This window comes from Enterocloster citroniae (genome assembly GCF_040545455.1).
GTDB classification, from domain to species: Bacteria; Bacillota; Clostridia; order Lachnospirales; family Lachnospiraceae; genus Enterocloster; species Enterocloster citroniae.
The window spans coordinates 19,623-32,868 of the sequence record NZ_JBEPLZ010000015.1; the positions used below are offsets into that span (position 1 = coordinate 19,623).

Genomic DNA, 13,246 nt, shown 5'->3' on the forward strand with positions numbered 1-13,246 from the left:
TCATGACCGTTTCATGACCTGCTATTTTTACAAAAGGGGAATCCAGGCCGGCTCCCAGGATGCCGGGGAGAGGTCCGCGCTGCACACTGCCATCCGGCTGTTTTCCAGGGCAAACTCCTTAAAATAATAATGCCTGTCATCCACGGTCTGGTCCACCTCTATCTCCCTGCCGTCCAGGCGGATCTCAAAGGCATTTAAGGGCAGCCTCATCCCCAGCCCGGTTACCTTCATAAAGCTTTCCTTTAGGACCCATAAGCGGAAAAATGCCTCCCGCCGGGACTCCTCATCCTCTATCTTCTCCAGATAGCGGTACTCCCCTTCATGAAAAAAGCGCCGCGCCGTCTTCTCCTTCATGACTCCCACGGTCTCCACATCGATCCCCACCGGACCCACACCGCAGACCCCGGCCGCAAAGTCCCCTGAATGGGTCAGGTTAAAATGGATATCCGGCCGGCCGGTCACGGATGCCTTTCCATTGTCCCCATATTCCAGCTGTGTTTTCACCGGATCAAGGCCGTACTGCTTTAAGATGGCCCCCAGCACAATGCCTGCGCCCAGGGAGCGCAGCCGGTCGCCCTCCATCTTATGGCTGACGATTTTATTCCGGCGCTCCTTTGACATCTGATCAAACCAGGTCTGGTATATGGATCCGTCTCTCAGTCCATTGATGTTAACTATAAATATATGTTCCATTTTATCGTCACTCCACAAACAGGGGCGTGGAATAATACCTGTCACCGCTGTCCGGAAGCAGGGCCACAATGGTCTTTCCCTCATTCTCCGGCCGCTTGGCGGCCTGGATGGCAGCATATAAGACAGCGCCTGAGGATATGCCTGTGAGCAGCCCCTCTGTGCGCGCCAGCATCTTGGATGTTGCAAAGGGCACATCATTGTCAACTGTAATAATCTCATCATAAATGCCGGTGTCCAGGACCTCAGGCACAAATCCGGCGCCAATGCCTTGGATCTTGTGAGGGCCGGCCGCCTTTCCTGAAAGTACTGCTGAAGCAGCCGGCTCCACTGCAATCACTTTCAGATCCGGATTCTTTCGTTTCAGATAAGTTCCTGTTCCGGTGATGGTGCCGCCTGTGCCCACACTGGCCACAAACAGGTCCACCTTCCCCTGGGTATCTCTCCAGATCTCAGGTCCGGTTGTCTCCATATGGGCCTTGGGATTCACGGGATTCACAAACTGTCCGGGGATAAAGCTGCCCGGAATCTCCTTTGCCAGCTCCTCCGCTTTCTCAATCGCTCCTGTCATACCCAGTTCTCCGGGAGTCAGCACGATCTCCGCCCCGTAGGCTTTCAGGATATTGCGGCGCTCAATGCTCATGGTATCGGGCATAGTCAGTATCATCCTGTACCCCTTTGCCGCTGCAATGGATGCAAGACCGATCCCCGTATTACCGGACGTGGGCTCAATGATCACGGAACCAGGCTTTAAGATTCCCCTCTGCTCCGCATCCTCGATCATGGCCTTTCCCACCCGGTCCTTGACACTGCCCGCCGGGTTCAGATATTCCAGCTTTACAAGCAGGGTTGCCTTCAGCTTTTCCTGCTGTTCAATGTTTACAACCTCCACCAACGGGGTATTGCCTACCAGTTCCATGACACCTTTGTAGATCTTGGACATACATTCCCACCATCCCCTTCGGAGCATTTTTATTACGCTCAGATATATAAGGGCCTTTCTTTTATATTCATACTTAAACGCTAGGTTTAGTAGGATTATATGACCGGACCCTGGTTTTGTCAAGTATTATTCTGGAAGGGCGCCGCAAAATAACCTGACGCACCATGGCTTATAACCTATTGCACCATGGCTCCATTCCCGTCAAAGGTATAAGATACACCGTCAATATCCATGGTGGTGTCATGGATCATACAGCCGTTGGGGTCCAGATAATACCACAGACCGTCCACCTGCACCCACCCTGTCTGTTTTCTGTAATCCTTCATATAATACCACCTGCCGTCCACATGCTTCCATCCGTCAGCCGGTATCATGGCATTGTAGTCGGCAAAAGCCAGCTCTATGGTCACATTTCCGTTGATCCCGTCCACGGACCCCGTATCCGTACACTGCCATATGGTTCGGTTGGGATAGCTGTTAACGGTTCCGTACCTGGCATACCAGATATCATAGGGGATTTGGCTGGTGTCCATGTTTTTTGTCAGCCACTCATTGTTGGCATAGACCACCGGGTGGTAACCTGCGTCCGCAATCGTTTTACAGAACGCATTTACATTGTCCGTGATCTGCTGTCTTGACAGATTATTGTCCAGAAGATGCTGTGATTCCACGTCATAGGCAATAGGATAGGAGATAGGAAAATCCTTTATCACCTTGAGGACAAAATTTGCCTCATCCTCGGCAGTCTGCACATCCAGCGCCTGTGTATAGAAAAACACCCCTGCCTTGACCCCATTGGCCGCTGCCTCCGTCACATTCCTGTCGAAATACGGGTCCTTATCCTTATAATACCCCACGCGGATCATTGCAAAGGAAACTCCGTCCGCAGCCACCTTCTCCCAGTCGATCCCATCTTCCCCATTGGCCCTGTTCTGATACTTTGTCACCGTGATCCCTTTTGCCAGGGCGCCTGCCACGGGCGCTCCGGACGCATCCACGTACTGCCCGTTCTCCAGGCTCCATGCCTGTGCTGCCATGACATTTAAGGGCAGACCCGCTGCCAGTATGCCTGCCAGTACAACTGCCGCTTTGGCAGCTGTCATCCTGCTCCATCTTTTCATCTTTCCACCTCTTTCAGAATAACCAGACCGTAACCACATCCCCCTCTGAGAGAGGGCCGCTGCACCCCGGGACATCAATCATACAGTTGCACCCCGACAGGCTGCCGATCCCGCCGGACGAATGCCCCTTTTCAGGTATTGATACGTATCCGCCTTCTATTCTAGCACGTATGAACCTTCGTGTATTTGAGGATTTCTTAAAGTTTCCTTTCATCTTGGCCCGTACCTTTACGGCCCTCCACCGTATATCCCCCGAAAGGCGCGCAAGAGCAGGAAGGGCCAGAAGTTCAAAGGTTGCCAGACTGGCAAAGGGATTTCCCGATAATGCCAGAAGCACGCTGTCCCCTCTCACCGCTCCCAGCACAGGGCTGCCGGGCTTTGCATCAATCCCCTGAAAAAGCAGGCGGGTACAGACCATCTCTGCCACGCCGGGCATAAAATCCTTTTCCCCCACCGACACCCCGCCTGTTGTGATGACCAGGGAGTATCGGGAGAGCAGCTGGTCCACCCGGTCTGCCAGGACCTGGGGATCATCCGCCGCCGCAGGATATATGTCGGCCCGGATCCCCAGTTCCATCAGACGGGCGGCCAGCATCATGCTGTTGGAATCATAGATCTTCCCCGGCCCCAGGGGAATTCCCGGCGCAGACAGCTCGTCCCCCGTGGACATCACCGCCACCCTGGGCTTTTCATATACCTCTACCCATTCCATTCCCTGTCCTGACATGACCCCGATGTGGGCAAAGGCTATCCTTGTCCCGGCCTCGATGAGGCAATCCCCAGCGGAAATATCCTCCCCTTCATAACAGAGGTTGCTTCCCCGGTCCACACATGCATAAAAACACACCTCCTCATCGCCCTGGTCCGTATCCTCCTGGCGGACGACACAGTCCGCTCCTTCCGGCACCGGGGCGCCTGTCATGATCCGGTCTGCCATACCGGCTGGCAGGGGCCGCACCCGGCCGCTTCCCGCCGGCAGGTACTGGCTCACGGGAAGCTTTACCGGACGCTCTCCGGACGCTCCCCGTATGTCGGAAGCCCTCAGGGCATAGCCGTCAAGAGGGCTTCTGGTAAAGGGCGGCTGGGGGATCCGGGCTTTCACCGGGACTGCCAGAACACGTCCCAGTCCCTGAAGCAGCGAAACCGTCTCCGTCCCCTTCGGATATGGCAGGGACTGCACAATAAGGGATATTGCCTCTTCCACAGGTGTTTCCCCTCTGACATACTGTTTCATCGCCTATCTCCTTTTCGGGCTGCTTTTATATGTGCCCACATTATAGCACACCTTGTTCCGGCTTTGCAAGGCAGCCCTCCGGGAAGGGAGGGGGCACGGGAGGAATAGGATGATACATTCAGTTGTCACGGACTGCGCTTTCTGTCCATCACCTTGCAGAATATCACTGCCACTACTGTGGATAAAAACGTGGCCACAAGCGCCGGCCCCACAATGGCGGTGGGATTCACGCTGCCGTACTGGCTTCTGTAGGCGATCATATTCATAGGGATCAGCTGCAGGGATGAAATGTTTATGATCAGGAATGTGCACATCTCGTTGCTGGCAGTCCCGCCCCCGTACTCTCCCCGATCTTCCTCCACCTTTTTCAGTTCCTCCATGGCCTTGATCCCGGCCGGAGTGGCTGCCCATCCTAATCCCAGTATGTTGGCGATCATGTTGACCGCGATCTGTTTCCTGGCCTCACCCTGGGGGGAAAGGCGGGGAAACAGGAAGGTGAGTAACGGGGACATCCTCCCGGCCAGCTGGTCAACAAGGCCGGAGCGGTGTCCGATCTCCAGAACTCCGGTCCAAAGGGACATGACCCCCAGCATAGTGATGCAAAGGGTCACCGCCTCCTTTGAGGACTGCAGGGCGCCTTCGGTCACTGCCGGAAGCTGGCCGTGGAACGCCCCCCAGAGGATACCGATGATCATCATACCTGCCCAAAGATAATTAAGCATTTTATAAAATACCTGCCTGACACATTTTATTACATTCTATTTCCATCTTTCTATCCATATTCTTCCTAAATTCCAGATCCCAGCCCTTATTCTGCGGTCATTATCCTAAATATCCAAAATCTGTATTTTTTGTAAGAAAGTTTACGTGATCTTACAGCAAATATTACGGTTCATTACGGTTACCTGACATCTATTGACCTTGGAGCGGCTCCATAGTATATTCTAGCCCATGTCAGATATGACGCAGGTGCAGCAGGGTTTTACGGCCAACGGCCAGGCCCTGCGCACCACCCCCTGAATGACCGAAAGGAGAAATGATGATGAGAAAATGTACAAAATGGTTTATTATACCCTGCGCAGCTTTAGGACTTACACTGGGAAGCGCTCTTGTATCCTTTGCAGCCACCGGATGGGCTGAGGAAAACGGAGAGTGGGTCTACTATCGCTCAGATGGAAGCAAGGCAACGGATGTATTTGCAAAATCAGGCAACAACTGGTTCTATCTGGATTCCGATGGCGTTATGGCCAAAAGCCAGCTGGTGGAAAAGGACGACAATTATTACTATGTGAATTCGGCCGGGGCCATGGTCTCCAGCCAGTGGCGCTCCATTGAAAATGAGGATGGGGGCGGGGATGAACCTGACTCCTACTGGTATTATTTCCAGTCCAACGGCAAAGCGGTGAAGAAATCAGGCAGCAGCGACAGTGTAAAATTTGTCACCCTGCCCAATGCCTCGGGACAGGGCAGGTACGCCTTTGACGACCAGGGCCGAATGCTCTTTGGATGGATCGATGAGAACGGAGAAATGCTCACGGATGAGGACGCATGGAAAAGCGGCCTGTACTACTGTTCTGACAACGGCGATGGCCGTATGGCCACGGGATGGAAGTACATCACGGCTGAAAACGATGAGGATACAGAGCGTGAAGGCGATGGATACTGGTTCTACTTTGCAACCAACGGAAAGAAGACAAGGGACACGGATTCCAAAAAGATCAACGGGCGCAAATATCGTTTTGATGAGAACGGCGCGGCCCACTTTGAATGGTACAATGATCCCGGAACCGCTTCCGGCTCCTCTGCCGTAAGCAAGTTCTACAACACAGAGGAACAGTGCTGGATGTCCACCGGATGGTTCAAGGCAATCCCTGATGAGGATGTTGACCCCGAGGGCTATGAGGAAGGCGAGATGCAGTGGTATTACGCGGATTCCAGCGGCGACCTGGTGACTGCCCAGATCAAAAAGATCAACGGCCAGTCCTATGGCTTTGACCAGTACGGAAAAATGCTCCACGGGCTTTACAGGATCGAGTTTGAGGAAAACGGAAAAACCATCCGGTCAGCGGAGGAAATAGAAAGCGTGGACCAGCTTCCGGACGAGGATGAGGAAGGCGTATACGTATACTACTTTGGTGACTCACCCAAGGAGGGCGCTGTAAAGACCGGCACTGCCACCATTGAGATTGACGGGGACAAATATTACTACAGCTTTTCAAAGGCAGGCAGCAAGAAGGGCGCAGGCGTTGACGGCGTTGACGGCGACTCCATCTTTATTAAGGGCAGAAGGATCGAGGCCGAGGAAGGCAGCAAATACCAGCCCGTGACCTATAAGGATGAGACTTACCTGGTGAGCACCGCAGGCAAGCTGATGAAGAACAAAAAGAACATCAAGGACTCCGATGACGTGTACTACAAAACCGACAGCAAGGGAAGGATCGTGGACTCCGGAGACGAAAAACTGGATTAAAAAAGTATTAAGAGTATATAAAGATAAGGAATTCCCTTGACTTACCCCGGGGTACATAAGGTATAATATGAAACAGGGCGGCTTCGGAGGCCATATGGCTTCCGAAACCGCCTGTCGTAGTACTACAGTAACTGATATTATTTTATAACCGTTCTGAACAGTTACATTATTTTTAAGAAAGGAAGTTTTATTATGAAGCAGCTGAAGAAGCTGGCTTGCCGTACTGTCCGCGATATCCGGGTAACATTTCCCCCAAGGACTGTGTTAGCCATTGTTCTCGGAACAGCCATTACCACCTTCGGAATCTACAATGTTCACCGACAGGCAGATATTACGGAGGGAGGTATCCTGGGATTGATCCTGTTGTTCAATTTCTGGCTGGGCATGTCATCTTCCATACTGTCCCCCCTATTGGATACCTTAAGCTACGCCCTGGGATTTAAGTACCTGGGAAAGGAATTCCTTAAGACATCCATTTTCGCAACCATTTGTATGGCCGGATTCTTCCGGCTGTGGGAACTATTTCCCCCTGTCCTTCCAAGCCTGGCTGAATATCCGCTGACCGCGGCCCTGGTGGGAGGATGTTTTATCGGAACAGGCTGCGGCCTTGTGGTCCGTCAGGGCGCCTCCTGTGCAGGTGATGATGCCTTGGCCCTGGTTATCTCCAAGATCACCGGCTGCCGCATATCAAGGGCTTATCTGCTTACGGATGTAACGGTACTGGTTTTTTCCTTATCCTATATTCCGGCAAAGCGCATTGTGTATTCCCTGATCACCGTAACTGTGTCCTCCTTTTTAATCGACTTTATCCAAAACTTCGGAGTGGAAAAGGATGATGGAAAAGACAAGAAAGAATACGGTACAGCAGTTTGATCATAAATAAAACCGCCGCCCCAGTCAGCGGATCCGGATCATATCCGGTCCCTGGCTGGGGCGGCGGTTTTTATACGCTGGGTCAGTCTCTTCAGGTCATCACATAATCATCTATATCTGGGACAGGATCCTTCTTGCCGGCATATACACCTCCAGGCAATAGACCGCCCCTTCTTCGGCAAAAAACGAGGTCATGTCATTGGCATACACCAGGCCTTCTGTCTCAATCCCGTGCTTATGACCCCACTGCACCATGCGCTGTATCATCTCAAAGCTGGGAAGGGGCGTGCCAGACTCCAGCACCGTGTACAAGCACAGTTTTTCCTCTGTCATGGGATATCTCCCGGCGTTAAACCCTTCACCCAGGTCCGGCTCCAGCCCTTTGTAGAGAAGAAGCCGGGTTCCCTGTACGGCCAGCCCTCTGCCCGTATAGGTAAGCATATTATAAAAATATGTCATGTCCAGACCTGCAACGGTGGAGGAGAGACGGAACCATTCCTTAAGCCCCTCCTGAAGGTTTTCACAGTTTCCCATAATATAGGCGGACGGAAACTTCCTCAGGGAATACCGGTTTAGGCATTCCTCGATACGTGTCATGTCCTTTTCCACCAATTTCAGCCTGGTGATGATCTGCTGGTGCATCCGAACATTGCGCTCCTCCTCGGCCATCCGCTCCCGCAAATGGCTTCTTCTGGATTCCATGGAGCGCCTGCCGCTCATAAGCCCCTCGATCTCTTCCAGGCTGGTATTCATCTTTCTCTGGTACAGGATATACATCAGCTTATATATGTCCTCTTCCGAGTAATATCTGTATCCGTTATCCTTTTTTCTGGCATTGATAACACCCTTCTTTTCATAGAAGCGCAGGGCATCTCTGCTAAGGCCCACCATCTGAGCCACGTCTCCGATCAGATATTCCGTCTTCTTTTTGACTTGCGCGCCTTCTATCATTTTTACTTCCATTATTACCACCCTTTGCGTCTTTCATATTCCCCCTACTAGATTAAAATATTCCAGTCCAATGGTCAATGGGTTGAAGGAAAGTGCAAGAGAACCGTAATAAAAATGACAGATTCATTTCCGCTGTTCAGCGGGTATTATTCAAGTGAATTGTGGATAATGTGGATAACTTGGGGATAACTTTGTGAATAGCTTGGGGATACTGCGTGGACAACCCTATGGTTCCCCTGCCTGGCCCTCCACCAGGTCTCTCATCACGTTTTCCACCGTATCAATGGTTTCCGCCCTGTAGGCATTGCTGCCGCAGAACAGCAGGGCATGTTCCGTGTCCCCCTCAGCTGCATTTACAAGGGCCATGGTGATACAGTATGGAATGGTCCTGATATCACAGTGCTCCAGACACTGGAAGCAGGATTTGATGGCCGGGCGGTCTCCGTCCTTGATCCGTCTCAGGAAGGGGTTCATAATCGCCCTTCCCGGCATTCCCACCGGGCTCTTGGTAATGACAATATCTTCCTTCTTTGCCTGGATATACGCCTGTTTGTAGGCATCTGAGGCATCACATTCCTCAGTGGTCACAAACCTGGTGCCCACCTGGACTCCTTCGGCGCCCAGCTCAAACTGGTGCATCACATCCTCATGGGTATAGATACCCCCTGCCGTCACCACAGGAATATGGCGGTTGTATTTGGCCTCATACTCCCTTACCACCTTGATCACTGCCTTTACTTCCTCATCATAGGCATCCCTGTCATAGGTGGCTGGTACATCGGCGGTGTCCGCCCCATATCCGGTAAGCTGGTCCAGGGAAAAGCCCAGATGACCGCCTGCCAGAGGTCCTTCCACCACCACCAGGTCCGGAGCCACATGGCATTTCCTGTCCCACATCTTACAGATGACCATGGCCGACTTGGCGGACGAGACAATGGGGGCCAGTTTGATGCGGCGCTCCGGCATAGGCCGGCCGCTTTGTTCCATCTCAGCATAAGCCGACTCCACGTGTTCCGGAAGGGATACCGGAAGTCCCGCTCCGGAGATAATGATATCAGCCCCTGCCTTCACAGCCTCCTTGACCCACATATCATAATGTTTGGTTGCAACCATGATATTAAAGCCAATGACACCCTGGGGCGCGATCTCCCTTGCCAGCTTCATCTCCCGGCGGATTGCCCTTACATTGGCTTCCACAAAATTAGTAGTAAAATCAGGTTCCCTAAATCCAATCTGGGCTGAGGAAATGATCCCCACACCCCCGGCTTTTGCAACTGCTCCTGCCAGGTTGTGCAGACTGATCCCTACTCCCATTCCCCCCTGAATAACAGGCTTTGGGGCTACTAAATCCCCGATTACCAACGGCTTTAATTCACTCATTACATTCTCCTAAATCTCTGATACCTGTGTTCTGCTAACTCTTCCCCCGACATGGCAAGGTAACTTTCAAAGAACTCTGCCATGGCGCTGTCCATAAACTCGGCAACACGGTAAAGATTATCTGCACAGACAGGCTCTTCCTCTGGTACGATCCTCTCAATCAGCCCCAGTTTCTTAAGATCCTGGGCAGTCACCTTCATGACCTTGGCTGCATCCGGCGCCTTCTTGCTGTCCTTATAAAGGATGGAGGCAAAACCTTCCGGTGAAAGGATGGAATAAATGGCATTTTCCAGCATCCACACCTCATCGGCCACGGCCATTGCAAGCGCTCCGCCACTTCCCCCCTCTCCAATGACAACAGAGAGGACCGGCACCTTCAGATCCGACATCTCAAACAGGTTCCGGGCAATGGCCTCGCCCTGTCCCCGCTCCTCTGCTTCCAGTCCGCAAAATGCTCCTGGCGTATCCACAAAACAGATAATGGGGCGTCCGAAGGTCTCCGCCTGTTTCATCAGACGCAGCGCTTTCCGGTACCCGTCCGGAGACGGCATGCCGAAATTCCGCTTCAGATTCTCCTTGGTGTTCTTGCCCTTCTGCTGACCGATCACCGTTACAGGCATACCGTGGAACATGGCGATCCCGCCCATGACCGCACCGTCATCGCCAAAATAGCGGTCACCGTGGAATTCTATAAACTCGTCAAATATGGCATTGATATAATCCGCTGCCACTGGACGGTCCGACTTTCTTGAAAGCAGAACTGTATCCCAGGCTGTTTTTCCACTGTCGCCACTGTTTTCCATGGACTTATCCACGCCAACATGGTTCCGGTCCACAGGAATCTGGATATTCATCTTGTGGCTGCGGTGCATGTAGAGGATCTGTCCGATCACCCTCTTCTGGTCCTCCCGCTCCACGATCTTATCAACAAATCCATGGTCTAACAAAAACTCAGAGCGCTGGAACCCTTCGGGAAGCTTCTGTCCAATGGTCTGCTCAATTACCCTTGGCCCGGCAAATCCAATCAGAGCATGAGGCTCTGCCAGGATGATGTCGCCCAGCATGGCAAAGCTGGCAGTCACCCCGCCCGTGGTGGGATCCGTAAGCACGCTGATAAAGAGCTGTCCCGCATCGTGATGCCGCTTTAAGGCAGCCGAAGTCTTGGCCATCTGCATCAGGGACACAATCCCTTCCTGCATCCTGGCTCCGCCTGAACATGCAAAGATGATAACAGGCAGCTTCTCTTTGGTTGCGCGCTCCACCGCATCGGTTATTTTCTCACCCACCACATGGCCCATGCTGCTCATGATAAAGCGTGCGTCACACACACCGATCACAGCCGGATTTCCATCGATCAGGCCTTTTCCGGTAACAATGGCTTCATTCAGCCTGCTCTTTTCCCTGGCTGCCAGAACCTTCTTCTCGTACCCCGGGAACTCCAGGGGATTGGAAAAGGGCATCTCCTTGTTCCACTCCTCAAACGTCCCTTCGTCCACAAGCATCTCAATCCTGCGGTATGCATGGACACGGAAATAGCCGCTGCACTTGGGACATACGTAATAATTATTCTTTACATCCTCCACGTAAATCGGCTGACCGCATTTATTGCACTTGCGCCACAAACCCTCAGGGATCACCGGCTCCTCGCCGGGACCGCCTGTCTGCTTGTATTTCGTATCTATCTTTGTATATGTCTTTTTAAACATATTCCGCAACATAGGCATTTCCTTTCTGATTGCGCTCAGATCTTAGAGTTCCTTCATTATTTCACATAGTCCGGGAAGTGCTTTTCAATAAAGCTTGTATCCGTATCCCCTTCCTGGAATGCTTCATTTTCCAGAATCTCATACTGGAAATTAATATTTGTCTCTATGCCTTCAATGACCACCTCGCCCAGGGCGCTGCGCATCTTGGCAATGGCGGACTCCCGGTCTTTATCATATACGATCAGCTTCATCAGCATGGAATCGTAATTGGCCGGAACCTTGTAGTCACTGTAGATATGGGTATCCACCCTGACACCGTTACCGCCCGGTATATGGACATTGGTGATCAGGCCGGGACAGGGCATAAAATTCTTAGACGGATTCTCAGCATTGATACGGCACTCAATGGCATGGCCTGTGATGGTCACATCCTTCTGGCTCACACTTAAGAGCTCACCTGCCGCCACACGGATCTGCTCCTTGATCAGGTCCATGCCTGTGACCATCTCAGTCACAGGATGCTCCACCTGGATCCTGGTATTCATTTCCATAAAATAAAAATTCCTGTCCTTATCCAGGAGAAATTCAATGGTGCCGGCATTTTCATATCCAACCGCCTTGGCGGCGCGGACAGCGGTCTCCCCCATCCGGCCTCTCAGATCTGCTGAGATGACATCGCAGGGAGCTTCCTCCAGCACCTTCTGATGGCGCCTTTGGATGGAGCAGTCACGCTCTCCCAGATGGACCACATTGCCGTGTTTATCCGCCATGATCTGGAACTCCACATGCCTTGGCTTTTCAATGTATTTCTCAATATACATGGTGTCATCGGAAAACCCCTTAACAGACTCCATCTGGGCCGCGTTAAAAAGCTCTGTGAAATCCTCTGCGCTGCGGGAAATACGCATGCCTTTTCCACCCCCGCCCGAGGATGCCTTGATCATAACCGGGAAGCCGATGTCCTTTGCCATGGCAAGGCCGTCCTCTGCTGCGTGTACCGGCTCTTTGCTGCCAGGCACCACCGGAACCCCCGCCTCCATCATGGTTTTACGGGCTTCCGACTTGTTTCCCATCTTGCTTATGATTTCAGCCGAGGGTCCGATAAAGGTGATGTTGCACTCAGCGCACAGCTTGGCAAACCTGGCATTCTCCGAAAGAAAGCCAAACCCCGGATGAATGGCATCCGCTTTCATGGCCACGGTTGCTGCCAGGATCCTCTCCATGTTCAGATAGCTCTGGCCTGAGACAGCCGGTCCGATACAGATGGCCTCATCTGCCAGCAATGTATGGAGACAGTCCCTGTCCGCCTCAGAATATACCGCCACGGTCCGGATCCCCATCTCACGGCAGGCCCGGATGATGCGCACTGCGATCTCACCTCTATTGGCGATCAAAATCTTATTAAACATCGGTATTCTCCCTCGATTCCCAAACTTTTTAATCTTTACTGTCCAACCATAAAGGTAAGTTCTGCGCTTACAGCCAGCTTGCCGTCCACAGTCGCAGTGGCTTTTCCTATGCCTACAGGACCCTTCTGCTTAATGATCTCGCACTCCAGCTTCACCTTGTCCCCAGGCACCACCTTGCGCTTAAACTTGGCCTTGTCAATGCCGCCAAAGTAAGCCACCTTTCCCTTAAATCCTTCCTGGGACAGGATCGCCACCGCGCCGGTCTGAGCCAGGGCCTCCACCAGCAGCACCCCCGGCATGACCGGTTCCTGGGGAAAATGGCCCTTAAAAAATGACTCGTCATAGGTCACACATTTATATCCAACCGCGCGTACGCCCGGTTCCAGTTCCTCAATACAGTCGATCAAAAGAAACGGATGTCTGTGAGGTATGATCTCCTGGATTTCTTTTACTCCCATTAACATAACTG

The 13,246-nt window shown here is 52.4% G+C and carries 12 protein-coding genes; 2 read left to right on the top strand and 10 right to left on the bottom strand.

What is annotated here, in order from left to right:
* Positions 1–27: 27 nt before the first annotated feature.
* The 5 genes from ABID13_RS18020 to ABID13_RS18040 form a co-directional block, all read right to left on the bottom strand.
* The gene (locus tag ABID13_RS18020; protein WP_048931049.1) at positions 28–693 is read right to left on the bottom strand and encodes a 4'-phosphopantetheinyl transferase family protein; all 666 of its coding nucleotides are present in this window, start codon (positions 691–693) and stop codon (positions 28–30) included.
* A 7-nt stretch (positions 694–700) separates the two neighbouring features.
* Positions 701–1,633, bottom strand: a complete 933-nt coding sequence (gene cysK, locus ABID13_RS18025; RefSeq protein ID WP_048931050.1) for a cysteine synthase A — start codon at positions 1,631–1,633, stop codon at positions 701–703.
* A gap of 176 nt (positions 1,634–1,809) precedes the next feature.
* A complete protein-coding gene (locus tag ABID13_RS18030) occupies positions 1,810–2,754 on the bottom strand; it encodes a glycoside hydrolase family 25 protein (RefSeq protein ID WP_048931051.1) in 945 nt (314 codons plus the stop codon).
* 13 nt (positions 2,755–2,767) lie between these two features.
* On the bottom strand, positions 2,768–3,988 hold the full coding sequence (locus ABID13_RS18035) for a molybdopterin molybdotransferase MoeA (RefSeq protein WP_048931052.1): 1,221 nt from the start codon (positions 3,986–3,988) through the stop codon (positions 2,768–2,770).
* A 125-nt stretch (positions 3,989–4,113) separates the two neighbouring features.
* On the bottom strand, positions 4,114–4,710 hold the full coding sequence (locus ABID13_RS18040; protein ID WP_007870477.1) for a hypothetical protein: 597 nt from the start codon (positions 4,708–4,710) through the stop codon (positions 4,114–4,116).
* Positions 4,711–5,030: 320 nt separating this feature from the next.
* Between ABID13_RS18040 and ABID13_RS18045 the strand changes: the two genes are divergently transcribed.
* Together ABID13_RS18045 and ABID13_RS18050 are read left to right on the top strand one after the other, a co-directional pair.
* Entirely contained in the window at positions 5,031–6,458 is a 1,428-nt protein-coding gene (locus ABID13_RS18045) for a PspC-like choline-binding domain-containing protein (RefSeq protein WP_040417605.1), read from the top strand.
* A 192-nt stretch (positions 6,459–6,650) separates the two neighbouring features.
* Positions 6,651–7,331, top strand: a complete 681-nt coding sequence (locus ABID13_RS18050) for a YitT family protein (RefSeq protein ID WP_007870483.1) — start codon at positions 6,651–6,653, stop codon at positions 7,329–7,331.
* 111 nt (positions 7,332–7,442) lie between these two features.
* Here ABID13_RS18050 and ABID13_RS18055 read toward each other — a convergent pair whose 3' ends face one another.
* The 5 genes from ABID13_RS18055 to fabZ form a co-directional block, all read right to left on the bottom strand.
* Positions 7,443–8,294 (bottom strand): MerR family transcriptional regulator, encoded by an 852-nt coding sequence (locus tag ABID13_RS18055; RefSeq protein ID WP_007870486.1) that lies wholly within the window; start codon positions 8,292–8,294, stop codon positions 7,443–7,445.
* A 213-nt stretch (positions 8,295–8,507) separates the two neighbouring features.
* A complete protein-coding gene (locus ABID13_RS18060) occupies positions 8,508–9,662 on the bottom strand; it encodes an NAD(P)H-dependent flavin oxidoreductase (protein WP_007870488.1) in 1,155 nt (384 codons plus the stop codon).
* The gene (locus ABID13_RS18065; RefSeq protein WP_007870491.1) at positions 9,662–11,380 is read right to left on the bottom strand and encodes an acetyl-CoA carboxylase carboxyl transferase subunit; all 1,719 of its coding nucleotides are present in this window, start codon (positions 11,378–11,380) and stop codon (positions 9,662–9,664) included. Before ABID13_RS18065 ends, ABID13_RS18060 begins: the two co-directional genes overlap by 1 nt.
* A 44-nt stretch (positions 11,381–11,424) precedes the next feature.
* Positions 11,425–12,777 (bottom strand): acetyl-CoA carboxylase biotin carboxylase subunit, encoded by a 1,353-nt coding sequence (locus ABID13_RS18070; protein WP_007870493.1) that lies wholly within the window; start codon positions 12,775–12,777, stop codon positions 11,425–11,427.
* 35 nt (positions 12,778–12,812) lie between these two features.
* On the bottom strand, positions 12,813–13,241 hold the full coding sequence (gene fabZ / locus ABID13_RS18075; RefSeq protein ID WP_007870495.1) for a 3-hydroxyacyl-ACP dehydratase FabZ: 429 nt from the start codon (positions 13,239–13,241) through the stop codon (positions 12,813–12,815).
* Between the last annotated feature and the right edge of the window lie 5 nt (positions 13,242–13,246).